This window comes from Streptomyces sp. NBC_01216, from assembly GCF_035994945.1.
Lineage (GTDB): Bacteria > Actinomycetota > Actinomycetes > Streptomycetales > Streptomycetaceae > Streptomyces.
On the sequence record NZ_CP108677.1, the window covers coordinates 7,027,252 to 7,052,343 of the forward strand.

The 25,092-nt window shown below is 72.0% G+C and carries 24 protein-coding genes; 14 read left to right on the plus strand and 10 right to left on the minus strand.

Annotation, left to right across the window (positions count from 1 at the left end):
* Positions 1–123: 123 nt before the first annotated feature.
* Entirely contained in the window at positions 124–1,263 is a 1,140-nt protein-coding gene (locus tag OG393_RS31960; RefSeq protein ID WP_327378187.1) for a winged helix DNA-binding domain-containing protein, read from the plus strand.
* 124 nt (positions 1,264–1,387) lie between these two features.
* On the opposite strand, the gene OG393_RS31965 is transcribed toward OG393_RS31960, so the two are convergent.
* The 4 genes from OG393_RS31965 to OG393_RS31980 all read right to left on the minus strand — a co-directional run bounded on the left by OG393_RS31965 (position 1,388) and on the right by OG393_RS31980 (position 3,851).
* Positions 1,388–1,804 carry a peptidase inhibitor family I36 protein gene (locus tag OG393_RS31965; RefSeq protein ID WP_327378188.1) on the minus strand — a complete coding sequence of 139 codons (417 nt, stop codon included), beginning with the start codon at positions 1,802–1,804 and terminating at the stop codon, positions 1,388–1,390.
* Positions 1,797–2,756, minus strand: a complete 960-nt coding sequence (locus tag OG393_RS31970) for a hypothetical protein (RefSeq protein ID WP_327378189.1) — start codon at positions 2,754–2,756, stop codon at positions 1,797–1,799. The genes OG393_RS31965 and OG393_RS31970 overlap by 8 nt, the downstream gene beginning before the upstream one ends.
* A 264-nt stretch (positions 2,757–3,020) precedes the next feature.
* Positions 3,021–3,176 carry a hypothetical protein gene (locus OG393_RS31975; RefSeq protein ID WP_327378190.1) on the minus strand — a complete coding sequence of 52 codons (156 nt, stop codon included), beginning with the start codon at positions 3,174–3,176 and terminating at the stop codon, positions 3,021–3,023.
* A gap of 138 nt (positions 3,177–3,314) precedes the next feature.
* Entirely contained in the window at positions 3,315–3,851 is a 537-nt protein-coding gene (locus OG393_RS31980) for an ArsR/SmtB family transcription factor (protein ID WP_327378191.1), read from the minus strand.
* A gap of 733 nt (positions 3,852–4,584) precedes the next feature.
* Here OG393_RS31980 and OG393_RS31985 point away from each other — a divergent pair.
* Positions 4,585–5,331 (plus strand): hypothetical protein, encoded by a 747-nt coding sequence (locus OG393_RS31985; RefSeq protein WP_327378192.1) that lies wholly within the window; start codon positions 4,585–4,587, stop codon positions 5,329–5,331.
* 35 nt (positions 5,332–5,366) lie between these two features.
* Positions 5,367–5,702 (plus strand): GntR family transcriptional regulator, encoded by a 336-nt coding sequence (locus OG393_RS31990; protein WP_327378193.1) that lies wholly within the window; start codon positions 5,367–5,369, stop codon positions 5,700–5,702.
* 179 nt (positions 5,703–5,881) lie between these two features.
* Here OG393_RS31990 and OG393_RS31995 read toward each other — a convergent pair whose 3' ends face one another.
* Entirely contained in the window at positions 5,882–6,292 is a 411-nt protein-coding gene (locus OG393_RS31995; protein ID WP_327378194.1) for a PPOX class F420-dependent oxidoreductase, read from the minus strand.
* A 162-nt stretch (positions 6,293–6,454) separates the two neighbouring features.
* Entirely contained in the window at positions 6,455–7,708 is a 1,254-nt protein-coding gene (locus OG393_RS32000) for a VanZ family protein (protein WP_327378195.1), read from the minus strand.
* 663 nt (positions 7,709–8,371) lie between these two features.
* Here OG393_RS32000 and OG393_RS32005 point away from each other — a divergent pair.
* On the plus strand, positions 8,372–8,653 hold the full coding sequence (locus tag OG393_RS32005; protein WP_327378196.1) for a hypothetical protein: 282 nt from the start codon (positions 8,372–8,374) through the stop codon (positions 8,651–8,653).
* Between the two features lie 144 nt (positions 8,654–8,797).
* On the opposite strand, the gene OG393_RS32010 is transcribed toward OG393_RS32005, so the two are convergent.
* The gene (locus OG393_RS32010) at positions 8,798–9,607 is read right to left on the minus strand and encodes an alpha/beta fold hydrolase (RefSeq protein ID WP_327378197.1); all 810 of its coding nucleotides are present in this window, start codon (positions 9,605–9,607) and stop codon (positions 8,798–8,800) included.
* 138 nt (positions 9,608–9,745) lie between these two features.
* On the opposite strand from OG393_RS32010, the gene OG393_RS32015 reads away from it, so the two are divergent.
* The gene (locus OG393_RS32015) at positions 9,746–10,360 is read left to right on the plus strand and encodes a TetR/AcrR family transcriptional regulator (RefSeq protein ID WP_327378198.1); all 615 of its coding nucleotides are present in this window, start codon (positions 9,746–9,748) and stop codon (positions 10,358–10,360) included.
* A 346-nt stretch (positions 10,361–10,706) separates the two neighbouring features.
* Here OG393_RS32015 and OG393_RS32020 read toward each other — a convergent pair whose 3' ends face one another.
* Together OG393_RS32020 and OG393_RS32025 are read right to left on the minus strand one after the other, a co-directional pair.
* Positions 10,707–11,357, minus strand: coding sequence for a DUF4360 domain-containing protein (locus tag OG393_RS32020; protein WP_327378199.1), 651 nt, complete (start codon positions 11,355–11,357; stop codon positions 10,707–10,709).
* A gap of 450 nt (positions 11,358–11,807) precedes the next feature.
* Positions 11,808–12,347 (minus strand): dihydrofolate reductase family protein, encoded by a 540-nt coding sequence (locus tag OG393_RS32025; RefSeq protein ID WP_327378200.1) that lies wholly within the window; start codon positions 12,345–12,347, stop codon positions 11,808–11,810.
* Between the two features lie 564 nt (positions 12,348–12,911).
* Between OG393_RS32025 and OG393_RS32030 the strand changes: the two genes are divergently transcribed.
* From OG393_RS32030 to OG393_RS32050, 5 genes are all read left to right on the plus strand, one after another.
* Positions 12,912–14,399 (plus strand): aldehyde dehydrogenase family protein, encoded by a 1,488-nt coding sequence (locus tag OG393_RS32030; RefSeq protein ID WP_327378201.1) that lies wholly within the window; start codon positions 12,912–12,914, stop codon positions 14,397–14,399.
* Positions 14,400–14,415: 16 nt separating this feature from the next.
* Positions 14,416–15,942 carry a GMC family oxidoreductase gene (locus tag OG393_RS32035; protein WP_327378202.1) on the plus strand — a complete coding sequence of 509 codons (1,527 nt, stop codon included), beginning with the start codon at positions 14,416–14,418 and terminating at the stop codon, positions 15,940–15,942.
* A complete protein-coding gene (locus OG393_RS32040; protein WP_327378203.1) occupies positions 15,942–16,994 on the plus strand; it encodes a quaternary amine ABC transporter ATP-binding protein in 1,053 nt (350 codons plus the stop codon). The genes OG393_RS32035 and OG393_RS32040 overlap by 1 nt, the downstream gene beginning before the upstream one ends.
* A 52-nt stretch (positions 16,995–17,046) precedes the next feature.
* Complete coding sequence (locus OG393_RS32045) at positions 17,047–19,029, plus strand: ABC transporter permease (RefSeq protein ID WP_327378204.1); 1,983 nt, start codon at positions 17,047–17,049, stop codon at positions 19,027–19,029.
* A gap of 63 nt (positions 19,030–19,092) precedes the next feature.
* Positions 19,093–20,061, plus strand: coding sequence for an ABC transporter substrate-binding protein (locus OG393_RS32050; protein ID WP_327378205.1), 969 nt, complete (start codon positions 19,093–19,095; stop codon positions 20,059–20,061).
* Between the two features lie 133 nt (positions 20,062–20,194).
* Here the strand turns inward: OG393_RS32050 and OG393_RS32055 are convergent, their stop codons facing one another.
* Complete coding sequence (locus tag OG393_RS32055; RefSeq protein WP_442817385.1) at positions 20,195–20,467, minus strand: hypothetical protein; 273 nt, start codon at positions 20,465–20,467, stop codon at positions 20,195–20,197.
* Positions 20,468–20,685: 218 nt separating this feature from the next.
* Between OG393_RS32055 and OG393_RS32060 the strand changes: the two genes are divergently transcribed.
* From OG393_RS32060 to OG393_RS32080, 4 genes are all read left to right on the plus strand, one after another.
* Positions 20,686–20,829, plus strand: a complete 144-nt coding sequence (locus OG393_RS32060; RefSeq protein ID WP_327378206.1) for a hypothetical protein — start codon at positions 20,686–20,688, stop codon at positions 20,827–20,829.
* Positions 20,830–20,838: 9 nt separating this feature from the next.
* Complete coding sequence (locus OG393_RS32065; RefSeq protein WP_327378207.1) at positions 20,839–21,660, plus strand: DUF6042 family protein; 822 nt, start codon at positions 20,839–20,841, stop codon at positions 21,658–21,660.
* A gap of 791 nt (positions 21,661–22,451) precedes the next feature.
* Complete coding sequence (locus OG393_RS32075; RefSeq protein ID WP_327378612.1) at positions 22,452–23,111, plus strand: DNA alkylation repair protein; 660 nt, start codon at positions 22,452–22,454, stop codon at positions 23,109–23,111.
* A gap of 464 nt (positions 23,112–23,575) precedes the next feature.
* Positions 23,576–25,090 carry an ATP-binding protein gene (locus OG393_RS32080; protein ID WP_327378208.1) on the plus strand — a complete coding sequence of 505 codons (1,515 nt, stop codon included), beginning with the start codon at positions 23,576–23,578 and terminating at the stop codon, positions 25,088–25,090.
* Positions 25,091–25,092 lie beyond the last annotated feature (2 nt).

Consider the following 25,092-nt stretch of genomic DNA (forward strand, 5'->3'; position numbering starts at 1 on the left):
CGGCCACTCCAAAACAAGCGGAGCAACACGGACAAAACCTGATGTTCGCGCTTTGGTGTGTGCCGCCCGGCCGCCGCGAGCCCCCGGCACGAGACGCCAGGGCGGGCGCCGGTACCGGCGCCCGTGACGCGTCCGCTTCGACGGCTCGCCCTGGCCACCCTGGACCGCCAGTTCCTGCTCGAGCGCCGGAAACTCGACATCGCGGAAGCGGTCCGCCGGGTCTGCGCCCTGCAGGCGCAGTCACCGGCATCGCCGTACCTCGCGATGTGGAACCGGCTGCGGGACTTCGCTCCCGAAGACCTCGACGCGGCGTTCGCGGACCGACGGCTCGTGAAGGCGAGCCTGATGCGGATCACGCTCCACGCCGTGCACGCCGAGGACTACGCGCCCTACCGCGCCGCCATGCTGGGCACGCTGCGGTCGGCCCGGCTGTACGACCGCCGCTTCACCGCCACCGGCCTGACCGTCGCCGAAGCCGACGCGCTGCTCCCCGAGCTCACCCGGTTCCTGGTACACCCCCGTACCGGCGCCGAGGTCCAGGACGAGATATCCCGCCGCTTCGGCGCCCACGCGCACCGCGTCTGGTGGGCACTGCGCACCTACGCGCCCGCACACCACGCGCCCACCGGCGGTCCCTGGTCCTTCACCGGGCCCCACGCCTACCTCGCCTCCTCGGCCGCCCCCGCTCCCGGCCCGCGGGAAACTGCCGCGGGCGTGCGACGACTGCTGCTCGCCTACCTCGGGGCGTTCGGCCCCGCCTCGGCCCGGGACTTCGCCCGCTTCACGCTGCTCACCCGCCCCGTGATCACCGGTGCGCTGAACGAACTCGACGACCGGCTGGTACGCGTGACCGGCCCCGACCGCGTCCCCCTCTACGACCTGGCGGAGGCCACGGTGCCACCCGAGGACACGCCCGCGCCGCCCCGGCTGCCGCCGATGTGGGACAGCACCCTGATGGCCCACGCCGGTCCCGGTCGCCTCGTCCCCGAGGAATACCGGCCCCTGGTCGTCCGGCGAGGCGGCGACACCCTGCCGTGCCTGCTCGTCGACGGGCAGGTCGCCGGAGTCTGGCGGGCGGGCGACGGCGGGCTCGAACTGACCGCCTTCCACAAGCTCGGCAAGGCCGCCTGGCAGGGTCTGACCGAGGAGGCGCGGAAGCTCTCCTCCCTGCTCAACCACCGTGACCCGGCGGTCTACCGGCGCTACGGACACTGGTGGGACAAGGGTCTTCCCGGTGTCGAGAGCGTCACCGTCACGGCCTGAGCCCACCACCGGCACCCCAGCCCACCACCGGCGCCGCTCGGTGCGCGCTCCTCGCCTAAGTGGCGCGGGTGTCCTCCCGACGGTGTCACCCCTCGGGAGGACACGACCGCCGGCCGGTGCGCGCTCAGTAGCCGCAGTTGGTGACCCACTTGTGCGACGAGATGCGGTCGTTCCACTCCCACGGGATGTTGCCCGAGCCGCCGTTGGGCGCGCAGGTCGAGGCACCGGTGTAACCGATGTTCTCGTAGACACGCACGTCGGCGTAGGCCCCGCCGTAGCCGGAGTTCCGCCAGGAGGAGGCCCGGTCGTTCATGTTGAACCGCCCGCCGAACCCGCAGGTGCGCCAGTCGCTGTCGTTGCCGGACCAGCCGCACTTGCTGCCGCCGAAGGCGGTGTGCTCCCACACCCAGTAGTTGCCGTCCGCGGCGGCGACGTCGGCCTCCGCCGTGGCGGCGGCGGCCGGGCCGGCCAGGACACCCGGCGCGGCCGACAGGGGCAGCGTCAGCGCGCAGGCGGCCAGGACGGAGCGAAGCCTATTCATGAGATCCTCCGGAGTTGTCGTGGTGTGCCGTGGATGGTGCGGTGTGCTGTGCCACGACGCGCCGCGCCAAGGGCAGCGCGCCTTTCTGGAACCGCCACCTGAGCCGGAGCTCGTCCCGATAGCGGGTACGCAGCTCCGCGCCGTAGGAGCGGTCCAGAGTTCGTGCGACGCGAGCCAGCGGGGTGCCGGTCGCGCAGGTCGCCTCGGCGACGGCCAGCGTGGCGGCGGCGGCGTCGGCCTCCCGTACGGGGAGACTGTCGGCGAGACCGGCGGCCGCCTGCCGACTGTGGTCGGGAGTCGGGTAGGGCCACCCCGCCGCCCGCATGCAGGCCGCCCAGCGGGACACCGCCCGCGTGTAGCGGGCGTCCTCGTGCACCCGGGTCTCCCGCAGGGGGCGCAGGTTCATGGTGATGACCTTGACGCGGAACCAGGCGGCCAGATCGCCGTAGAGGGCGCGCTGCGCGGCGGCGACGCAGCCCTTGTCGGACGCGGTGATGGTCGTTCCGGTGGGGGCCTCGGCGGACAGTCCCACGGGCGACGCCCCGATCAGGGCATCGCGCGCGGCGGCCCGCCGGGCGGCCGGAAGGCCGCGGAGCCGCCGCTGGTTGGGGTCCGCTTCCCGGGCCCGCTCGACGAGCCGCTCCTCGCGGGCGCCGTATCCGTGCGACCGGGCCCACGCGACGTCGTCCACCACGTAGGGAAACGACCGCTCGTCGACGTCCGGGGGCTCGGTGACGACGTACACGAACCCGTGCCCGGCCATGCAGTCGCTGATCAGCACCTGCTCGGCCCGGTCGAGCAGGCGCGTCTGCTGCGTGGTGGGCTCGACGGCCGGGGCGGTGGGGCCCGCGGGGCCGGTCAGGTCCTGCGCCGTCCGCACGGCCGGCCCGCATCCGCCGAACACCACGGCCGCCGCCGTCACACAGACCGTGGTCACCAGCTGTCGCCTCATCTCCGGTCCTTACTCCTTCGTGGAGTCGTCGGGGCCCGCCTCTTCCGTATCGCGGGTGACGCGGTCGGCGGTGCGCGGAAAAGGGAACGGCCGCACACGGGTGCCGTTTTCGCACGGTGAGCGGAAACACGGCTCCGGAGGGGCCGAGGCTGGTCTCCCCTTTTCCGTGAAGTCGTTCGCCAATCCCGGCGAGAATGTCCCGCGGGCCGTTCGAAACGTTCCGCTTCACGCGTCGGCGTCGTTCGGTGACGTGCGGCGCCGGTGTCATGACGGGCAGGCGGATTCGCCGAATTCGGGCACGTCGCACGTCGTGATCGTGGTGAAGCCGTCCCGGTTCTGATGACGGACCGTCATCCCGGTCGTCGATTCACGGAATTGTGCCGGCTGGAGGTCTTCTTCTCGTTTCGCCTTCTTGGGCATGTCCCGACTGTGCAGTGCGCGGAGGCGAGAGGGCAACCTATTCGAAGGGGATCGAAAAGCTTGACGAGGCCCGGCTCGCGGAGAATTCCCGTCGCGCGGTGCCACGCCGGCCACCAGTGGCTTGTCGAAGCCCCCGCCTCACGCCAGTGTGAGCCGGCGGCCGAGGGGTGTCGGCAGATGACTCACGCCGACGCCGGTCCGTTCGGTGCGGACCAGCCCCGCGGAGCGGAGGGCCGCCACATGGTGGCTGACGGTCGCCGGTGAGATTCCGAGCCGGCCGGCCAGGTCCGTCGTACCGCCCCGGTGCTCGGCGGCGATCGAGCGCAGGACCAGAGCCCGGGTGGCGCCGAGCAGCGGGGCCAGGCTGTCCCGGTCCGGCCGCGTGCCGGGATCCGGCGGCCGCCAGGCCGTCCCGTGCCCCATCGCGAACACGATTGTGCAGGGAAGGGTGGTGTCGGCGTACACCGTTGGAACCTCCGGACAGAAGTGCGAGGGCAGCAGGTGCACGCCCCGTCCGTCGAGGTGCACATCGTCGTCCTGGCCCGGCCTGTCCAGTTCGAGTACCGGGTCCCGCCAGTGGATGCGCTCGTGCAGGTTCCCGAGCAGGGCCTCCAGACCGCCCGTCAGGAGCCTGCCGACGGATGGTGCGACAGCCTGCTCGAAGGCGGCGCGCACGTGCCGGTCCAGGGGGGGCGATGACCGCGCCGTGGTAGGCGCGCAGGACATCACCCAGCTCGGCGAGCGCCCGCGCGCCGCCCTCGGCGAGGGCGCGTGTCAGCGGGGACGGCGGGTGATTCCGGGCGTCCGCCAGAAGCAGGCCCAGCTCCTCGCGGACGCGCCGCCGCGGGGTGCTCAGTACCGCGTCGATCCCGGCCTCCAGCTGCAGGCCGGTCTCCGGGGGCGTGAGCAGGTCGGGAAGATAGCCGACCGGTGGTACCAGGCTCCGCACCAGCCGGGTGGCGTGCCGGGCACGACCGTTCGCCCAGCGCTGCCGGTCGGACGGCGGGTCGCCCCGGCCCGGCCGCAGCGGTGCGCGGAGGCTCATCACCGTCTCCCACAGCGGCGCCGGGCCCTGAGCCAGCGTCACCCGTTTCAGGTCGTCCTCGGTGAGATGGATCCTCAGCCCCATGGAGTGCTCCCGCTTCTTCCGGAGTGTTCTCTCCTGACGTGCGGGAGGACGAGGAAGGGGCGGGCCGGGTGCCGGTATTTCCGGCCATCCGGGAGCTTTCGGAGGGACCGGGCGCCCCGGCGGAATCCGCGGGCGCGCGCGGGCTCTCCCGCGCGCGCGTCGTGCGCGACCGCACACCGGCGGTCCGACCCCCGACCACTTGTATCGAACATTTGACACAAGTGTGTTCCTGTCCGCACTCTGGTGTCTCGTCGTCCGTACAACAGGAGAGGGTGCTCCATGATCGACAGCGTGGAGACATCGCGCCGGCGCATGCTCGGGTACGCCGTGCGGTGGGCCGGACTCCTCGCCGGAGCCGCGCTCGCCTGGCCGGCCGGCACGCTCGGCCCACGGCTGGGCACCGGCTTCCTGACCGGCATCACCGCGTTCTGCGTCTGCGCCATGGCCGGGGTCCTGGCCGCGGACGGCCTGCGGGCCGGGCCGCAGGGCGCCGTGCGCAGAGCCACCCTGACGCCCCGTCGGGTACGCGACCAGCTGCCCCGCCGGACGACCGGCCTCCTGACCGTCCAGGCGGCCCTGCTCGTCGCCCTGCTCGCGGGTGCCTGGGCGGCCGGTTCCCCGGACGACGCGGGGCGTGCGGGCCGCGCGCTCACGGTCGCCTGCGCCGAGTACACCCTGACCAGGGGCCCGTGGCCCGGCGCCTACTACGGACTGCCCCTGCTGGGCCTGCTCGCCGCGGGCACCGTCCTGTGCGCCTGGACCCTGCGCCGCATCGTGCTGACGGCGGCCACCGACACCGAGGGTCTGCGGCATCGCGCCCGGACGGTCATCGCGGCCTGGGGCCTGTCGGTGACCGCCCCGCTGGCCGGCACCGCTCTCCTCATGTCCTCCGCGACGCGCGCGGCGGACTGCCTCGGAGCCCCCGCGCACGCCCTGGCCTGGACCCTGCTGCCGGTCGCCCTGCTCGCCGTCGTCAGCGCGGCCTGGTGCGTGGCCAACCTCGTCCCGCGCGGTCCGCGGCGATGACGGCACTCCGCGTCGATACCGGGAGCCCGGTCCCCGTGTACGAGCAGATTCGCGCCCAGCTCGCCGAACTCATCCTCTCCGGCACGCTGGCCGAGGGGGCTAGGCTTCCCTCGGTGCGTCAGCTCGCGGCGGACCTCGGCCTCGCGAACGGCACGGTCGTCCGCTCCTACCGCGAACTGGAAGCCGCCGGCCTCGTCCACAGCCGCCGTGGCGCCGGAACCAAAGTCGCCCCGCTGCCCCGGCCGACGGCTCCCTTCGCCGCCGCCCGCCTCGCCGACCACGCCCGCGCCTACGCCGACGCCGTCCGTCGCCTGGGCGTCGACCCGGACACAGCCGTGGAAGCCGCCCGCCGCGCCCTCACGGACGGGTGAGCGCGGCGGGGGCGGCACAGGCGCCGGCGGCCGACTCGACCTGCCCTGGCGGTGCGCCCGGGGCGGCGCTGGAGGCGGTCGGGTTCGCGGGCGAGCACCCTGCCGCCTGCGCGCGGAGCGGCGGTTCCCGGAATCCGCCGTGCCGTCCGTGCCTCGCGCACCCCGCTCGGGGCGCGCCGTCACGTCCCGGACGGATGCTCGAAGGGAAGGTGCTGGAGAATCACGCGGTCGGGCGTGATCAGCGAGACGACGGCACTGCGCACGGGGAAGTCCATGCCCACATAGCGCCGACTCATCCGGTCCGTGATCGCCAGGGCTTCCGGGCCGCCGACCTCCTCGGTGACGCGACCTCGGATCACCACACTCCGGTAGGGGTTGTGCTCGTCGCACACGGACAGGCCGACCCGGCCGTCTCGGCGCATGTTCCTCAGCTTGAGGTTCTCCTGCGCGGAGAACACCGCCAACCGGTCGCCCTCGACGGCGATCCACACCGGGGACACGTGCGGCGACCCGTCGCTCATGACGGTCGCGAGGTGAGCCATGTTCCGGTGAGTGAGCAGCTCGTGCACCTCTGGCGAGAACGCGTTCATGCCGTGCACGTTAACCGTCTGACGCCGCGTCGCACGGCTGACACGACGACCGACCGCCGCCCCGGACACCGTCACCCGACGGCCGGAGCCCGTGCTGCCCACGCTCCCGTCCCGCGGCCCGCGGCGGCACGGGGCCGCCGTGACGGACGGCGGCGACGCGCGTCACCCCGACCGCGGTGGACGCGGATCGTGGAGGGGGCCGTGCCCCGCCGAGTCCCCGGGCCCGTCGGCAGCCGGAGCCGGCGAGGGGATACCCGCGCGCTCCGCGGACAAGGGCCCCTCCGATCCGGAAGGCGCGTCCGGAGCGGGGAGGTTGACGGTGTCGGACCAGCGTTCGTAGGGGGCCCGGCGATCACGGCGCAGCACGACGGCGAGGGGCGGGGAACCCCAGACGACGGCCGCGCCCAGCAGCGCCGCGTACGGCATGAGCGGTCCCGCCGGGTCGGGAAGGGGGAGGGTCGCCGTGTGATGGGCGAGGACCATCCAGGCCAGGGCGAGGGGTGCGTACTGGACCCAGGTGCGTGCCGTGACGCGCAGCAGCCGAGGCCGGCGGCCGTCGGGCCGGGCGAGGCGGAGGAGGACGGCCCGACGGCCGGGAGTCGTGGCGAAGAGGGCGGGAAGGACCCAGAACCACAGCAGCCCGAGGGCCGCGCCCGCAGGCAGGGCGTAGCGTCGGCCGGTGGGCCAGTCCGTGGCGACGCCCAGCAGACCCGCGGTCAGGGTCCAGGTGACGAGCCAGCCTGCGAGGTCCGTCAGGAAGGCCAGCGCGCGGCGGGTCAGTGTCACGCGGTGGCCGTACCGGGTGCGCTCGAAGTCGGGTTCGTTGACGGGCAGCAGTCGGCTCAGGGGGCCGGCGACGAACCAGCCGACGACGGCGCCGGCGGTGTTGAGGGTCAGATCGTCGACGTTGAACTGCCGGTAAGGGCAGGCGTAGACGAACCAGAGCCCGGTGTACTGGGTGGTCTCGAAGAACAGCGACGTCGCGAACGCCAGGACCGTCGCCGGGAGGAGCCTCTGGCGGAGGTAGTAGCGCAGGTAGACGCCGAGGGGGAGGAGGAGTACGGCGTTGAGGACGGTCGTCCACGTGGAGGTGACTCCGGCCAGGGTGCCCACGGTCCAGTCCCCGTCGACGGTGGTGGCGATGCGGGCGTGGAAGGCGAACGGCTGCAGTTGCGGGCTCTCGGCGTACCGGACGGTCGCGCAGTGGGCGTCGGTGTCGGCCGGCAGCGGCATGACGGTCTGCAACACGGCGGCCAGGAGGTAGAACACGAAGCTGTAGAAGACGAGGACGGGCCAGCCGCCGGCGCGGCCGCGCCGACGGTACCCGTGGACGGCCGCGGGTCCCATGATCAGCAGGGCGATGAGCGGGAACAGCGTGACCGCGGCCTCGACGGGCAGCAGATAGGTCCGGAACACGGGGCGCGCCTTCTGCGGCCGAGTGCGCCGCGATCGGTGGGAGTGGGCCTCTTCGTACGGGGCACTGCGAGGTTCGCGGGGACAGTCGTGCGGGGGACAGTTTCCCGCACACCACCGCATGAGTCGAACGGCGCGGCACGGTCGGGACCGGCTCCGGCACCACGGCGCGGCACGGGTCGGGACCGGTGGCCGGGCAACGGACTCGAGACCGGCGGGCGGTGTCGGCCGGTCGGCTTCCGGCCGGAGACACGGTCGGTCACTCGGTCGGATTCCGGGCCGCGCGGGCGGCCCCGCGGGCACCCGCGCCGCTCCGGACGCCGAGGCACGGCGTGTGTTCCCGCCGCGCCGGGGGGCAGGGCCCGGCGGTCCGCCCGGACCGGGGGACCCGTCCCCCGTACGGGGCGCCAGGCAGGCGGCGTTGACGACCCGTCGAGGCCGGGCGGCGCCGTCGCGGACGGGAGCGCTGGGCGCCCCTCGGGAGCCGGGAGTCGCGATGCGGGAACAGGCGGCCGGGCGGTGCGAGTCGGACCCTGGGCGGCAGGGCGGGATGCCGCCACGGTCGGGTGCGACCGCCGTCCACCGCGCGGACGCGGCGTCGACCTCCGGCGTCGACTCATGCACACTCCTCGTGTGCGGGAGGCAGGGAGGGACCACGGTGAGGCAGTGGATGACGAGGACGAGCCGCTGCTGCGCAGGATCGTGCCGGTGGCCGCGGCCGTGGCCGTGCCCGCCGTGGGTACCGTCGGTGTGTGGGCGGGGCCGCTGGGGCGGGAGATCGCCGCCAGGGGAGGAACGTTGGTCCTGACGGCCCTGGTGCTGCTCCTGCTCGTCGCCTTCCTGTTCTGCGCGCTGGGGCTTCTGTGGGCCGTCGACCGTTTCTCCACCGCTCTGCGGTACCTGGTGAGAGGGCGCCGTGAGCCCGCGGACGGTGACGCCAGGCTCTGAGGTGTCCCGGCCGGCGGGGCGGCCCAGCGGAGGGCTCCCGCGCGCCGGGCGCCGTCACCGTCGAAGGGGCGGGGGGGACCGCCCCTTCGACGGGGCCCCGTGATGCTCCGTCATCGTTCCGGGGCGTCCGGGACCGCGACCCCGTCACGCCTCCCGGTGCGCGGCGAAGAACTCCGCCAGGACGGGGGCGAGGAACCCGGGTGCGATGTCGTGTTCCTGGCCCGGGAAGGTACGCAGGGTGAAGTGGTCTCCCAACGCCGCGAGTTCACGTGCGCCAGCCATCATGTGCGGGGCCCCCGCGTCCCCGCTGCCGACCAGGACGGGGATGGTCACCGACCGCCAGCGGTCCGCGGGCAGGGGGCGACCTGACATGGTGTCGCCCATGATCCGGCCGTCGTAGGGCAGGGTGCGGGCCGTCGCCTCCAACCCTCCCCAGAAGGGAGCCCGCCGCATCCCGGCGACGACCTCGGCGGGCATGCCCACCGCGGCGGTCATGAAGGAGGCCACGGCGTCGCCGTACGCCCCGCGCGCCAGCAGCCCCTCCAGGTGCGTGACGTAGTCGGACGGCAGCGGCGGCCGGCTGCCGTCCGTGATGAAAGGGGGTTCGTACAGGGCCAGCCGGGTCAGGGCGCTGCCCCGGGCGGCGGCCTCGAGTGCCAGAACGGCACCGGAGGACATGCCGAAGGCCATGGCCGTGCCGCCGGCACGGCCGATCACCGCGTCCAGGTCCTCCACCTCGCGCTGCACGTCGTACGCGGGCGCGTCCCCGCTGTCGCCTCGGCCCCGACGGTCGTACGTGACCACCGTGAAGCGACCGGCCAGGAGACCGGCGAGCCCGGCGGAATCGGCGCGTGTCATGAAAGCGCCGCCGACGAGCACCACCACGGGGCCCGTGCCCTGCCGCTCGAGAGCGATGGCCGTACCGTCGGCCGAGAACACCTTGTCCACGCCCATGGAAACCCCTTCGACGGGCGGCGCGGGGGCAGAGCACCGAGCCACTTGAGAACTGGACGGTACAGTACCCAGGTGGGTACTGATCGGTCCAGTACTCTGTGTCGGCGGGGTGGGACGGACCGAAGCGAGAGGGCTCTGATGACGGACGACCGGTCGGCACGCAAACATCAGGCGATCCTGGATGCCGCGACCACCGTGTTCCTGGCCAAGGGGTACGCGGGGACGAGCATGGACGACATCGCGAAGCTGGCCGCGGTGTCCAAGCAGACCGTCTACAAGCACTTCTCCGACAAGGAGAAGCTGTTCGCCGAGATCGTGCTGGGCACCACCGACCGGATCGACGCCATGGTCGACCTGGTCGCGGACATCCCCGCCGACGCCGACGCCCTCGAGGAGAACCTGACCCGTCTCGCCCGCCGGTTCCTCGGCGCGCTCACCCAGCCGCAGGTGATCCGGCTGCGCCGGCTCGTCATCGCCAACGCCGACGCTTTCCCCGAACTCGGCGCCACCTGGTACGAACGGGGCTTCGAGCGCGTCCTCGCCACCCTGGCGGCCACCTTCCGGGATCTCGCCGGCCAGGGGCTTCTCGACGTCGACGACGATTCCGTGCTGGCCGCCCACCACTTCGCCGGACTGCTCCTGTGGATTCCGGTGAACCAGGCCATGTTCCACGGCGGCGCCGACTTCGACGAGGCCGACCTCGAGCGCTATGCCGCCCGTGGCGTTCGCGTCTTCCTCGCCGCCTACGCCTGAGGGCCTGTCGGGTGGCCTTCGGCCGGCGGGCCGGCGCGGTCTGGTGCGTGCGATTCCCAGGCGCCGGAAGGTCGCTGTAGCGGAGCCACCGGGGCGTGTCGGTAACGCCGGCAGCGTGCGTGCCAGGGCGTGACCACCCGGTCAGAGGCCACCCGGCAGACTCTGAGGGCCGGTCGGGCCGTGGTGGCCGCCGGGGACCGCTCCTCCCGCACCAGGGTGACTCCCGGGGTGGCGCCCCGTTGGGGCCCCCGCGCCCTGATACGGCGCAGCCCGGACCGACGGCGGTGCCCCGCCGTCCGGCGGGAGGGTCCCCGGCCGGGGAGAGAGGTCCGACCGGGGCGCGACGTCAGCCCGCGGGGCACTCCTTCCAGGCCAGGTGGTAGACGGTGTTGATGTCGCCGTCGGTGGAGTCCATGGTCATGTAACTGGTGGCGGCCGGATTCGACGTGCCGGCGTTCACCCGGATCTCGGTGTTGATGTTGAAGTTCCGCTGCACACCGCAGGGCGCCCACACCAGCTGCGCCCAGTCCGTGTCGTCGGTGGCCTGCCAGTTGTCCTCGTGCGGGCCCTGGAAGGTGTGTGTCCGGGACTCGGTGTTCGGAGAGCCCTGGAAGTAGTAGGAGGCCTTCTCGGTGCTACTCGCGCCGGGTTGCAGCGACGCGTAGCCGCGGTAGTCGGCGCTGGCGATCGCGTAGGTGAATCCCTGGGGTACGTGCACCAGGAGGTTGAGCTGGCAGTTCTTGCGCGCTGCCGTGGGGGAGGAGTTGCCGCCCGCCTGCGCCAGGTAGTCGCTGTAGGTGACGGTAAAGGCGGTGTTGTCCTCGGACACGGCGATGGCGGCGGTGCCCTGGGGGCAGCCGGAGCCGTTCACCGTGGCGATGTCGATCACGATCCTGTCCGGGGGCGGGTCGGCGATCGACGACGGGGCCGCCTGTGTCGGCAGGGCCGAGGCGAACAGGGCGGCGATCGCTCCGCTCGCGAGCAGAGGGATTCTCATGTTTCTCCCATCCATTGCTTCGCTGCCGGGTGATCGCGGGAGCGCGGGCCTGCGTCCGGCCGCGGCCCGGGGCGCCGCCCGCCGAGGAGGCGGGCGGCACTCGCGGGGCCACCGCGGTGGACCGAGGCGCCGGCGCTGCGCAAGGGTGGTCCAACCGGCAACAGTTGAAATATCATGTGCATGCCAGGTCGTTCTCTGCTGCTCACCACCAGTGCGGGCGGCGGTGGTCGAATGCTAGGGGCCGGGGCGGGGGAGGGCAGGCGGGCGCCCGGCCAACAATTGCCCCGTGGAAGGCTCTTCTTTTGGCTCGGATCAGCCGATGGGACCTCACGAGCCCCCTGTGACCCTGGTTCCTCACGTGTCACGACTTGGTCGTAAAGGTGTCGGCGCGTCGACGCCCGTCGCGCGACGGCTTCGGGGAGCGGCCGACGAAGGCGGCCGAGGTCGCCGCTACGTGACGACGCGGAACCGCAGGACGGTCACGGCACCCGACCGGCTGGTCGAGAGCGGAGCCAGATCGATCCGGCCGAGTCCGGGGGAGGAGAACAGCCGGGTGCCGTCGCCGAGCAGCACCGGGAGCACGTAGACCAGGATCTCGTCCACCAGGCCCCGTCGCAGGCACTGACCGGCCAGGTCGGTGCCCAGGATCTCGACGTTCCTGCCGTCCGCGGCGCGCAACGCCTTGGCGACGGCTTCCTCGAGGTCGCCGGTGAGGAACGTGACCCGTGGGTCCGGCGTGTCCGGCGGCTCATGGGTCATGACGAACCGGGCGCCCCCGTCGTAGCTGTCGCCGGTCATGCGTCTGCCCACCTCGTAGGTACGCCGGCCGATGAGCATGGCGCCGGTGGCCGCCATGACCTCGGGGAAGTCGCCGGGCCCGAGGAACTCCATGATCCAGTCCATCGCGTCGCCGGGACCGGCGACGAACCCGTCGAGCGACATGCACCTGTTCATGACCACCCTGGAGTCGCCCACGTCCGGGTCGTTCACCGTCGTCCTCCTCGGGGCCGTCACGCGCCGTCGCCCCAGGCTGCCATGGACTCCCGGCCCGAGGGCGGACGCGAAGCCCCGCGGCTCCGGGTGTCGGACCCCGCCCGCGGGCGGGAGTGGTACTGGCGGGAGGGCGCGGCGGCGGCTCACGACCCTGACACGGGGCCGGGGTCCGGGCGAGCACGCCGTGCCGGTGGAGCCGGGTGGGGGCCACGGCCGGCCGTCATGCCGGTTCACGGCGACGATCGTCCCCACGCGGCGCCTACGTCACCCCGCGCAACGCTCCCGCGGCACCGGTCGACCCGTGTCGACGTCCGTCTCGCGCCCGGTACCGAAACGGCCGCCGTGGCCACCGGCCCGCCTGGGCCGGGTCCCGCGCGAGGGTGGGCCGACGGCGGGACGCGGATACCCGGCCGGACCGCGCGTGGGGCCGCCGCGAGACCGCCAAAGGTGAGCCGAGTCACTTTCGGTAATGCGTTGCGCATGGATTCCGCGGTTGTGGGCAGGCGGTCGAATCGCTGGGTCGGCAGACCGGCGGAGCAATCGGGACAGAGGGCGAGAGACGTGTCGGCAACGCAGAAGACCATCCATGTAGGCGGAGAGTGGCGGACGGCCGCCTCCGGCGCCACGCGGGAGATCATCGACCCCGTCGACGCGACGGTGTTCGCCGTGGTGGCGGAGGGTGGTCGGGCGGACACGGACGCCGCCGTCGCGGCGGCGCGGGACGCCTTCGACAACGGACCGTGGCCCTCGACCGCCGTCGCCGAGCGCGCGGCCCTGCTGCGACGGGTCGCGGCGCTACTGGAGCGGGACCGCGAGCGGATCGGCGCGCTCGAGAGCCAGGACGCGGGCAAGACCCTCGAAGAGGGGCGCGTCGACGTCGACTGCGTCCGCGACGCGTTCGTCTACTTCGCCGACCTCGTGATGAACGAGAGCGGTGGGCGGGTCGTCGACGCGGGGTCCGAGGACATCCACAGCGTGGTCGTCCACGAGCCGATCGGTGTGTGCGGCCTGATCACACCGTGGAACTATCCGCTCCTGCAGGCGAGCTGGAAGATCGCTCCGGCCCTCGCGGCGGGCAACACCTTCGTGATCAAGCCCAGCGAGATCACTCCGCTGACCACGGTCGCGCTGATCGAACTGCTGGTGGAGGCCGGACTGCCCGCCGGCGTCGCCAACATCGTCACCGGCGCCGGTGACCCGGTGGGTGCCAGGCTGGCCGACCACCCCGACGTGGATCTCGTGTCCTTCACCGGCGGCCTGGTCAGCGGCACCAAGGTCGCCCGAGCCGCCGCCGACAGCGTCAAGAAGGTCGCTCTCGAGCTCGGCGGGAAGAACCCCAACGTCGTGTTCGCCGACGCCTGCGGCACCGCGGAGGGCTTCGACACGGCTGTCGACCAGGCGCTGAACGCCGCCTTCATCCACAGCGGCCAGGTCTGCTCGGCCGGTTCCCGCCTCATCGTGGAGGAGTCGCTCCGCGAGCGGTTCGTCGCCGAGCTGGCCCGGCGGGCGGAGAAGATCCGCCTCGGCCGGGGCACCGACCACGGTGTCGAATGCGGCCCCCTCGTCTCCGCGGGCCAGCTGGCCAGGACCGAGGACTTCGTCGCCTCCGCTCTCGCCGAGGGCGCCGTCCTGCGCGCCGGCGGCGAACGGCCCGACGGCCCCGGCTACTTCTACCGGCCCACCGTCCTCGACCACTGCCACCGCTCCATGAGGGTGGTCCGGGAGGAGGTCTTCGGCCCCCTGCTCACGGTCGAGACCTTCCGTACGGAGGAAGAGGCCCTGGCTCTGGCCAACGACACCGAGTTCGGTCTGGCCGGCGCGGTCTGGACGGCCGACGCGGGACGCGCGCGGCGCATGGCACGCCGGATGCGGCACGGCACCGTCTGGATCAACGACTTCCACCCCTACCTGCCGCAGGCGGAATGGGGCGGCTTCGGCAAGTCCGGCAACGGACGCGAGCTGGGGCCCACCGGACTGGCCGAGTACCGCGAGGCCAAGCACATCTACCAGAACCTCGCCCCGCGCCCCGTGCGCTGGTTCGCGGGCTGAGTCAAGGAAACGCACCATGACCGACCAGATCCATGAGTACGACTACGTCGTCGTCGGCGGCGGCACCGCCGGCTCCGTCATCGCCTCCCGCCTCACCGAGGACCCCGACGTCACCGTCGCCGTTATCGAAGGCGGCCCGAGCGACGTCGGCCGTGACGACGTACTGACCCTGCGCCGCTGGATGGGACTCCTCGGCGGCGAGCTGGACTACGACTACCCGACCACCGAGCAGCCCCGCGGCAACTCGCACATCCGGCACAGCCGTGCCCGGGTCCTCGGCGGCTGTTCGTCCCACAACACCCTCATCGCCTTCAAGCCGCTGCCGTCCGACTGGGACGAGTGGGCGCAGGCGGGTGCCGACGGCTGGGACGCCGCCGCGATGGATCCGTACTTCGCGAAACTCCGCAACAACATCGTCCCCGTCGACGAGGCCGACCGGAACGCGATCGCGCGTGACTTCGTCGACGCCGCGCAGGGCGAGCTCGGCGTGCCACGCGTCGAGGGCTTCAACCGGCAGCCCTTCCACGAGGGAGTCGGCTTCTTCGACCTCGCCTACCACCCGGAGAACAACAAGCGTTCCTCCGCGTCGGTGGCCTACCTGCATCCCTTCCTGGACCGTCCGAACCTCCACATCGCGCTGGAGACCTGGGCCTACCGGCTGGAGCTGGAGGGCAAGCTGGCCAAGGGCGTGCACGTCCGTACCAAGGACGGCCGGGAACGGCTGGTCCGGGCACGCCGTGAGGTGCTGGTCTGCGCCGGCGCCGTCGACACCCCCCGGCTGCTGATGCACTCCGGCATCGGCCCGCGTGCCGACCTGGAGAACCTCGGCATCCCCGTCGTCCACGACCTGCCGGGAGTCGGCGAGAACCTCCTCGACCACCCCGAGTCCGTCATCGTCTGGGAGACCGACGGACCGATCCCCGAGAACTCCGCCATGGACAGCGACGCCGGGCTCTTCGTGCGCCGGGACCCCGTGTCCGAGGGCCCCGACCTGATGTTCCACTTCTACCAGATCCCCTTCACCGACAACCCCGAGCGGCTCGGCTACCGACGCCCCGCGCACGGCGTGTCGATGACTCCGAACATTCCCAAGCCCCGCAGCCGCGGACGGCTCTACCTGACCAGCGCCGACCCCGAGGTCAAGCCCGCGCTGGACTTCCGGTACTTCACCGACGAGGACGACTACGACGCGCGCACCCTCGTCGACGGCATCCGGATCGCCCGGCGGATCGCGGCCCGGCAGCCGCTGGCCGGCTGGCTGAAGCGTGAGGTCTGCCCGGGCCCCGAGGTCACCTCCGACGAGGACCTCAGCGAGTACGCGCGCAAGGTCGCGCACACCGTCTACCACCCGGCCGGAACCTGCCGGATGGGAGCCGAGGACGACACGCACGCCGTCGTCGCCCCCGACCTGAGGATTCGGGGCCTCGAAGGCATCCGGATCGCCGACGCGTCCGTCTTCCCGACGATGACGGCCGTCAACCCGATGATCACCGTACTGATGGTCGGGGAGAAGTGCGCGGACCTGCTGGGAGGCAAAGCCTGATGAGTACCCCACCGCCTGTCTTCTCGGTACGCGACCTGTGGAAGGTCTTCGGACCGAAGGCAGCCAAGATCCCGGCCGACCCCGCTCTCGCCGCCCTCACCCCCACGGAGCTGCGTGAACGCACCGGCTGCACCGCCGCCGTGCGTGACGTCTCCTTCGACGTCCGCAAGGGCGAGGTGTTCGTCGTCATGGGTCTGTCCGGCTCCGGCAAGTCGACGCTGGTGCGCTGTCTGACCCGACTCATCGAGCCGACGTCGGGCCGGATCGCCATCGACGGCGAGGACGTCCTGTCCATGGACACCACACGGCTGCGGGAACTGCGCCGCCACCGCGCCTCCATGGTCTTCCAGCACTTCGGTCTGCTGCCCCACCGCTCCGTCCTCGACAACGTCGCCTACGGCCTGGAGATCCAGGGCATGGGGAGGACCGCCCGCCGCGCACGGGCCTCCGACATCGTCGCCAAGGTCGGCCTGGAGGGCCTCGAACACCGCAGGCCCGGCCAGTTGTCCGGCGGGCAGCAACAGCGCGTCGGCCTGGCACGCGCGCTCGCCGTGGACCCCGAGGTGCTGCTCTTCGACGAACCGTTCAGCGCCCTCGATCCGCTCATCCGACGCGACATGCAGGAAGAGGTCGTCCGACTGCACCGCGAGGAGGGCCGCACCATGGTCTTCATCACGCACGACCTGAGCGAGGCCCTCAAGCTGGGCGACCGCATCGCCCTGATGCGCGACGGCCGGATCGTCCAGCTCGGCACTCCCGAGGAGATCGTGGGCAGCCCCGCCGACGACTACGTACGGGACTTCGTCCGCGACGTGCCGCGCGAACAGGTCATGACCGTGCGCACCGCCATGCGGCCCGCCGACGGCGAGGAGGCCGCCGACGGACCCACGCTCGCGCCCGGCGCGACCGTCTTCGAGGCGATCGAGGCCGTGGCCCGCACCGGGCGGACCGCACGCGTCGTGGAGGACGGCCGCACCCTGGGCGTGGTCGACCACACCGACCTGCTGCGGGTCGTCGCCGGCACGCCCGCCGTCACGGGAGCCGCCGCGTGATCCACAGACCTCACCCGGCACCGCACCGGCACGCCGACGCGAGGTGGTCGCGATGACCGCCGCCGTCTCCGCGCCCGCCACGCGGAAGAAGACCCCCGCCGTCCGGACGTTCCGTGACGCCCTGCGCCACCCGGTGAAGGGCAAGCTGTTCGTGCTCGCCGCCATCGCGGTCGTGCTCGTGCCCGTCGGCATCGCCCTCGGAGGCGGCGACTGGCCCTCCGCGCTGCACGTCGACATCTCCGGCCCGCTCGACGACGTCAACCGGTGGGTCATCGACAACCGGGACTCCCACCCGCTGTTCCTCTACTTCCTGCTGCACCTGTCGAACACCGCCACCGACGCCGTCGGCGGCGTGTACGACCTGCTGCACGCCATGGGCTGGCTGGGCGTGTTCGCCCTCGGCGTCCTCGTCGCCTGGCGCGCCGCCGGCCTGGGCCGCGGCGGCGCCAAGGTCGCCGGGACCGCCTTCGGCGCGTTCGCGCTGTGCGGGCTGCTGGGCATGTGGGACGCCACACTGCTGACGATCGCGCTGATGGTCGTCGCCGTGCTGCTGGCCGCGCTGCTCGGCGTCCTGATCGGTCTGGCCGCCGGCCTGTCCGACCGCGTCGACCGCGCGCTGCGGCCGGTACTCGACACCATGCAGGTCCTGCCGGCCTTCGCGTACCTGCTGCCGTTCGTCCTGGTCTTCGGCACCGGCACACCTGCCGCGCTGTTCTGCACCGTCATCTACGCCGCCCCGCCCATGGCCCGCCTCACGGCGCTCGGGCTGCGCGGCGCCGACCCCTCGGTACTGGAGGCGTCCACCTCGCTGGGCACCAGCCCGTGGCAGCGGCTGCGGACCGCGCGGCTGCCGCTCGCCCGCCGGCAGATGCTTCTCGGCCTGAACCAGACGATCATGATGGCGCTGTCGATGGTGGTCATCGCCGCCCTGGTCGGCGCCGGCGGGCTGGGCGAAGAGGTGTACTCGGCACTCTCCACCGTGGACGTGGGCAAGGCCCTCACCGCCGGCATCCCGATCGTGCTGATCGCCATCTGGCTGGATCGCACCACGGCCGCGGCCGGCGACCGTGTCGGCGGCGGCGCCCCGGGCAACGGACCGCTGCACGGCCGCGCCGGATGGGCCCTGGTCGGCGCGGGTGTCGCCGTCGCCGTCTGCGCCCGCTTCCTCATCGGCGGGGCGTGGCCCGAGGCGTGGACCTTCGACATCTCCACCCCGGTGAACAAGGCGCAGGGCTGGATCACCGAGCACTTCTCCTCCGGCATCCCCGTGCTCGGCGGCACCGAAGCCTGGTCGGAGAACTTCACGCTGTGGATCCTCAACCCGCTGAGGGACGGTCTGGTCTGGCTGCCCTGGTGGTCGGTGCTGCTGATCGTCGCGGCGCTGGCCTGGCTCGTCGGGTCGTGGGCGACCGCGCTGACGGCCACCCTGGCGATGTCGGCGATCGGCGTCCTCGGGGTGTGGACGAAGTCCCTGGACACCCTGTCCCAGGTGCTGGCCGCCCTGTTCGTCACCCTGGTCCTCGGCGTGTTCGCCGGTGTCGTCAGCGCCCGGATGGGCCGCCTCGAACGCTGGCTGCGGCCGGTGCTCGACGCCATGCAGACGATGCCACAGTTCGTCTATCTCATCCCGGTGGTGGCGCTCTTCGGCGTCACCAGGGCCTCGGCCATCATCGCCGCCGTCGTGTACGCGCTGCCGGCCGTCGTGCGGATCACCGCACAGGGCCTGCGCGAGGTCGACCCCGCGGCCATGGAGGCGGCGCGCTCACTGGGCGCGTCGACGCGGCAGCAGCTCTTCCAGGTACAGCTGCCACTCGCCCGGCCGGCCCTCCAGCTCGCCGTCAACCAAGGCGTCGTGCTGGTCCTCGCCGTGGTCGTCGTCGGTGCGCTCGTCGGTGGCGGGGCGCTCGGGTACGACGTCGTCAAGGGCCTGTCCCGCGGCGAGATGGGCCTCGGCATGACCGCGGGCCTGGCGATCGTCTGCCTCGGCCTCGTACTCGACAGGGTCACCCAGCCCGCCGCCCGTAAACGTCCCTGACCCCCCGTGCACCACCCCGAACCAACCCGCGACATCCCCGTCACGAACAGCAGGAGCACCCTCATGCGCAACCGCACCAGAGCCATCCGTACCGCCACCGCCGTCGTCGGCGCCCTCGGCGTCCTGTCCCTCAGCGCCTGTGGCGCCGCGGAGACCGGCAAGAACCAGGACGCGGGCAACGGTGACAAGACCGTGAAGCTGACCGTTCCGTCCTGGGTCGGCGCGCAGGCCAACACGGCCGTCGCCGAGTACATCCTGGAGAAGGAGCTCGGCTACACCGTCAAGTCCCAGCAGATGGGCGAGGTCCTCGCCTGGGACGCGCTCGCCAAGGGCGACGCAGACGCGATCCTGGAGGACTGGGGCCACCCCAAGGAGGAGAAGCGGTACGTCGAGGAGAAGAAGACCGTCGTCAAGGGCGGCGACCTCGGTGTCACCGGCCACATCGGCTGGTTCGTGCCGAAGTACTTCGCCGACGCGCACCCCGACGTGACGGACTGGAAGAACCTCAACAAGTACGCCAAGGACTTCGCGACCGCCGAGAGCGGCGGCAAGGGCGAGATCCTCGAAGGCTCGCCGGACTACGTCACCAACGACGACTCGATCATCAAGAACCTCGGCCTGGACCTGAAGACCAACTACGCGGGTTCCGAGGCGGCACAGATCACCGCCATCAAGAAGTACGTGAAGGACGAGAAGCCGTTCCTCACCTACTGGTGGACGCCGCAGTGGCTGAACGCCGAGGTCGAGCTCGTCGAGGTCAAGCTGCCCGAGTACAAGGAAGGCTGCGACGCGGACCCGAAGAAGATCGCCTGCGCGTACCCGAACACGCCGCTGCAGAAGTTCCTCAACGCGGACTTCGCCGAGAACGGCGGCGACGCCGCCGAGTTCCTGAAGAACTTCACCTGGACGACCGAGCAGCAGAACGAGGTCGCGCAGATGATCGCCGGGGAGAAGATGTCCCCCGAGGCCGCCGCCGAGAAGTGGGTCAAGGCCAACGAGTCGACCTGGAAGGCATGGCTGCCGAAGAAGTGACGCGCCCGGCGGGGAATCCCCGGCCCTGACGCCGCCCCGCTCCGACTCCGCCCCGCCCCCGGCTCCCGCCGGGCGCGGGGCCGGCGTCTTCCGCCCCCGGCCCGAGGCGGCGCGGGGGAGAGGGGCCGACCGGCTATTCGGCGCCGCGCGCCGACTCGACCGCCTGCGCCCCCTGCGCCAGAGCCACCGCCGACAGCAGACTCAGGCCGGCGCGTCGCAGCGCCCGCAGGAGGGAGGCGGTCTTCAGTACGTCCTCCCGGCCGGCGGGTTCCGTGGCGTCGATCCGCGCGAGCAGCTCGCGCTCCGCGGCGATGCGTGCGCGGGTCTGACGGATGAGGTCATCGACGAGCGCCGAGGGTACGAAGGCGGGGCCGTCGAGCGCGCGCCCGACCTCGCGCAGCGACAACCCCAGCGATCGCGGGCTCTCACCCGTGTGCCGGCCGTCTCGACGAGCGCGCCTCGATCGCCTGCGGCAGGCGCCACGCCGGCACGAGGAGATCCTGATGACCCCCATTGCCCCCTGAGTGCCCGCCGTCAATGGTCTTACGGTGCCGATCACTCGATGAGGTGACGAAAGAGCGGACAGTCACCCGAGGTTCGGCGCCGGTGGCCAGACTCGCGGTCGTGACCCACCCGAACGCTCCCGCGCCCGCCGGGCTGCCCGTCGTGCGCGACGACCGGCCGCACGAGAACGGACCACTCGCCCACGTCCGGGTCACACGGATCGCGAACCTCCCCACGATTCCCCGTCCCCAGCATCGCCCGTAAAGGAGACCCATGTCCGTCGTCCAGAAGACGAAGCAGGCCGGCCGCGACCGTGATCTGGCCCTGCACACCGGCTGGTTCCCCAGCGGCTGGCCCGAGTACCTGCCCCAGCACCAGGCGATGATGCTGTGCATGCTCTTCGGTACCGCCACGCTCCGGGAGCTGCGCGGCGACGTCGATGACGTCCTGCGGCAGCTCCTCGACGGCCGGCCCAGCGCCTTCTTCGGCAGGGACGGGGACACGCTCGACTCTCCCGTCATGTGGCTGGACCCGGACGAACTCGACTACGCGGAGACCGACAAGGAGAGGGAGCGGCTCCGGGCGGACGCCGAAGCCCGCCGGGTCAGGTGCGCCGACCTGTTCCGCGGCGCGGGACTGCCGGTCCCGACGACGATCCGCGAGCTCGCGGACACCATGCTCGCGCTGGGCATCGCCACCGTGCGGGACGGCGTGTGGTCCATGCCCGATGTCCTCCCCGGACCCGAGGACGTTCTGCCGCTGACCGACGCCGAGCGAGCCGACATCGAGAACATGCGGCGCGTCTGGGATATCGGGTCCGCGGAGAACGCGCTGATCGGGTACCTCACCGACGAGTTGGACCGCCCGGACGAACTCTTCACCTCCGTCGACCGACTGGCCAACGCGACGGGCCTCGACGAGGACGACGTCCGGCAGGTGCTGGGGCACATGATCACGGAAGGCGAGGTCCGGCTCGAGCGCGGCCAGGCCCGCGAGCAGGTGGCCCTCGACTGTCTCAAGGGCCACACGCGGTTCCATCTCGTGACGGATTGGCAGCACTTCGACGAGAACCGCGTCGTCATCGACCGAGGCTGAACCTCACCACCTTTACCGCGAGCCGGGGTCCACCCGACAGGCTCTCGGAGCCTGTCGGGTGGGCTCTGGCCGTGCGGCCTGGCAGGGAGCCGGGGCCCGGATCCGCACGGCCGCCCCCTCCGGTTTTCTTCTCCCGCGTCAGACGTGGGATCTCGGAGCACTGGCAGGCCGGGACGGCCCACGTCGCCTCGTCGTGTCGGTCCGAAGCAGAGGCCGCCCCCGGTCGTCTGGGTGCCGTTGGCGGCGATGCACGTACGCCGTCGTCCAGAGTGCCTGGGGATCGGACAACCGCGTCGGGCGAACACGTCCCCCCCCTATTGCGCAGCCGCAGTCCGGGGCGCTGCGGCACCGCGAACCCGCGGGCCGCGAGTAGCGGCCTCACCTCTGCCACCGCCCGGCCGGTCGTCGACCTGCCCAGCTGGTGGATACGCCCAGTGCCTCATGGGCGAGCCCGGGGACCTGTCCCCGAGTGGTGGACACCTCTGAGCCCGGCCCCGCCAGGGGCCGGAGAGGAGGGTTCTCTTATGGTGATGAAGGTCTACTCGCCCGAGTTCGAGGCGGACGCGGTCGCGCTGTGCCTGTCGGACCCGAGCCACACCTTCGACGGCATCCGGCATCCGGGGCCCGGCCGGATTCCCCCGGGCCCGCGGCGCGACGGTTGCCGGACGTCGTCCACGGGCCGCCACGTCGTCTCAGCGGAGGCCGGTTTGCTCACGGGAGCCCGGTGACCGGTAGGTTCGGCTCGGGGAAGGCCGACTGGGCGAAGCGTGCGGAGGCTGAGGTCCGTGACGATGGTGGACGAGGTGATGGCCGAGCTGGCCGGACTCGAGGACCCGAAGACACGCGCGGTCAACGAGAAGCACGGTGACGATCACGGCGTGAATCTCGGCGAGCTGCGCGCGCTCGCGAAGCGCCTGAAGACGCACCAGGAACTCGCGTGCCGGCTCTGGGCGACGGGCGACACCGCGGCGAGACTGCTGGCGATCCTGATCTGCCGGCCGAAGGCTTTCGAGCGCGACGAGTTGGACGTCATGATGCGCGAGGCGCGATTCCCCAAAGTGCACGACTGGCTCCTGAACTACGTGGTGAAGAAGAGCCCGCACTCGGAAGAGCTGCGCCTGACCTGGTTCGCCGATCCGGATCCCGTGGTCGCGAGTGCCGGTTGGTCGCTGACCACGGAACGGGTGGCGAAGAACCCGGCAAGCCTCGACCTCGCGGGACTCCTCGACGTCATCGAGAGGGAGATGAGGGACGCCCCCGATCGTCTTCAGTGGGCGATGAACCACTGCCTGGCTCAGATCGGGATCGAGCACGCCGAGTACCGCGCCCGTGCCCTCGCCATCGGCGAGCGCCTGGAGGTACTCAAGGACTACCCGACTGCTCCCGGCTGCACGTCGCCGTTCGCGCCCCTCTGGATCACCGAGATGGTGCGCCGACGGCACGACGAGTAGGAGCCGGCCGGAGCGGACGTGGGCCGGCCCGGCTGGTGAGTACGCCGGGCCTCCCCGCAGTTGGTCAGCTCTCCCGGTGCCGGCGATGCGGCCCCGGAAGGCGCACGACGCACCAAGGCCGGAATGTGATCGATTTCTTGCTCTTGGGGACCGATTTGAAGTCGGTTTATGTCCGTGTAGTGACCAGCGGGGCCTGGCCTTCGGGCTGGGGCACATGGGAGACCCGAACTGGCTATGCTCCGCGATGTGTTGCACCGCGCTCACAGCGAGTCATGGACGCTGGGATGCGGGTGGACGGAGCGGGCCGCACGAGGGAGCAATGATCGAACGTGATCTCGATGCGACCCTCGGAGACCTCGTGAGAGCACACGTATCCGCTCTGCCCGAACGAAATCCGCCCCGTTCCTGTCGGCGCACCACCTTGCCCCCGGTCCGCTCGTTCCAGAATGATTAGGGACCCTTTGATGGTTAGTGCAGGTTCGACATCCAGAACCCGGTCGGCTCCGGTCGCCCGAGTATGGCTGCTCCCCTCGGGAGTTCTGGCCGGGGCCTCCGCCATAGCGCTGCTCCTCTCCCCTGCACAGATACGGGTCACGGTGGCCTGGTGCGGTCTCGCCGCCGTCGCCCTGACGGTCGTCGCCTCGGCCGTGGCCGCGCGTGGTATGCGCACGGCGGAGTCGACCCGCCGCGCCCGGCTGAGAGCCGAGGCGGAGGCATACTACGCGCAACGCGAGGCCGCGCTGATGGGGCGGATCGCCGACCAGCGGTCCACCACCGTCTGGCTCGCCGAAGAACTCCTTCCCGCGGCCGTCGCCCGGCTGAAGAAGGGCGATCCCTCCTCGGAGATCCTGCAGGCCGTCGCCTTCGGGGAACACCTCGACGCCGACTTCGGCGAGGCGCTCAAAGGGGCGCTGCAGACCCTCCTGGAGGCCGTGGAGGCCGAGGAGCACACCCGCGACGCCTCCCAGCGGACCCTGGTGGCCGTCGCACGCCGGGTCCAGGCCATCGTCCACCAGCTCGCCAAGGACCTGCGGGCCATGCAGATCCTGCACGGCAACGACGTGGTGGTCTCCCGCGGCCTGCAGGACATCGACCACCGGAACGCCCTGATCGGCCGTCTCGCGGCCAGCATCGCGGTCCTGGGCGACGCGCGGCCGGGACGCCAGTGGTCCAAGGCGATCCCGCTCTACGACATCCTCCGCGGCGCCATGTCGCGCATCGTGGACTATCCTCGCGTCAAGCTGCAGTCGGTGGCTGAGGTGGCGGTGACAGGCCCGGGTGCCGAACCGCTGATCCACCTGCTCGCCGAACTCCTCGACAACGCGACGACGTTCTCCCCGCCGCAGACCCCGGTGGAAGTCACCGCGAGCGAAGTGCCCTCCGGCATCGCCATCGAGATCGAGGACCGCGGCGTCGGTCTCACCGAGGAGGTCCGGCAGCGCGTAGAGCGCGTCATGTCGAACGCGCAGTCCGGGATCCAGCTCGCCGGCCTGGGCGAGGTGACGCAGCTCGGCCTGACCGTCGTCGGCAGACTCGCCCACGAGCACGACTGCCAGGTACACCTGCGCACCTCCGCCTACGGCGGCGTACGAGCCGTCGTACTCGTCCCCCGGCGCCTGATCACCACGATGCCCCAGCCGCCGGTACGCACCAGGGAGCCGGTACGGCGACGCCCGAGCGGCCCGGTACCGCCCGGTACGACACCGCCACCGACGCTCCTGCGTGACGCTCTCGCGGACAGTGGCGAGAAACCGAAGACCCCCAACGGGCTTCCGCAGCGCCGACGGGAGTCGCCCGTCCCCAGGCCGGTGGTGTCGGCATCGCCCACCCCGGCGCGGCCCGACACCCCGGCAGGCTCGCTCGGCACCTCCGGAACGACCCGTCAGCCCGGCCTGATGTGGGAGGCGTTCAACGGCGACAAGAGGCCGGGCGCCGCATCTTCCCCTTCCCCCAGCGAACCGTCGGATGAGGTCGAGTAATC

What these genes read in the sequence shown, in the direction of transcription:
- OG393_RS31965 (WP_327378188.1), bottom strand. Translation starts at nt 1,804, where the DNA reads ATGAATAGGCTTCGCTCCGTCCTGGCCGCCTGCGCGCTGACGCTGCCC.
- OG393_RS31970 (WP_327378189.1), bottom strand. Translation starts at nt 2,756, where the DNA reads ATGAGGCGACAGCTGGTGACCACGGTCTGTGTGACGGCGGCGGCCGTG.
- OG393_RS31975 (WP_327378190.1), bottom strand. Translation starts at nt 3,176, where the DNA reads ATGCCCAAGAAGGCGAAACGAGAAGAAGACCTCCAGCCGGCACAATTC.
- OG393_RS31985 (WP_327378192.1), top strand. Translation starts at nt 4,585, where the DNA reads ATGATCGACAGCGTGGAGACATCGCGCCGGCGCATGCTCGGGTACGCC.
- OG393_RS31995 (WP_327378194.1), bottom strand. Translation starts at nt 6,292, where the DNA reads ATGAACGCGTTCTCGCCAGAGGTGCACGAGCTGCTCACTCACCGGAAC.
- OG393_RS32010 (WP_327378197.1), bottom strand. Translation starts at nt 9,607, where the DNA reads ATGGGCGTGGACAAGGTGTTCTCGGCCGACGGTACGGCCATCGCTCTC.
- OG393_RS32015 (WP_327378198.1), top strand. Translation starts at nt 9,746, where the DNA reads ATGACGGACGACCGGTCGGCACGCAAACATCAGGCGATCCTGGATGCC.
- OG393_RS32020 (WP_327378199.1), bottom strand. Translation starts at nt 11,357, where the DNA reads ATGAGAATCCCTCTGCTCGCGAGCGGAGCGATCGCCGCCCTGTTCGCC.
- OG393_RS32035 (WP_327378202.1), top strand. Translation starts at nt 14,416, where the DNA reads ATGACCGACCAGATCCATGAGTACGACTACGTCGTCGTCGGCGGCGGC.
- OG393_RS32040 (WP_327378203.1), top strand. Translation starts at nt 15,942, where the DNA reads ATGAGTACCCCACCGCCTGTCTTCTCGGTACGCGACCTGTGGAAGGTC.
- OG393_RS32045 (WP_327378204.1), top strand. Translation starts at nt 17,047, where the DNA reads ATGACCGCCGCCGTCTCCGCGCCCGCCACGCGGAAGAAGACCCCCGCC.
- OG393_RS32050 (WP_327378205.1), top strand. Translation starts at nt 19,093, where the DNA reads ATGCGCAACCGCACCAGAGCCATCCGTACCGCCACCGCCGTCGTCGGC.
- OG393_RS32065 (WP_327378207.1), top strand. Translation starts at nt 20,839, where the DNA reads ATGTCCGTCGTCCAGAAGACGAAGCAGGCCGGCCGCGACCGTGATCTG.
- OG393_RS32075 (WP_327378612.1), top strand. Translation starts at nt 22,452, where the DNA reads ATGGTGGACGAGGTGATGGCCGAGCTGGCCGGACTCGAGGACCCGAAG.
- OG393_RS32080 (WP_327378208.1), top strand. Translation starts at nt 23,576, where the DNA reads ATGGTTAGTGCAGGTTCGACATCCAGAACCCGGTCGGCTCCGGTCGCC.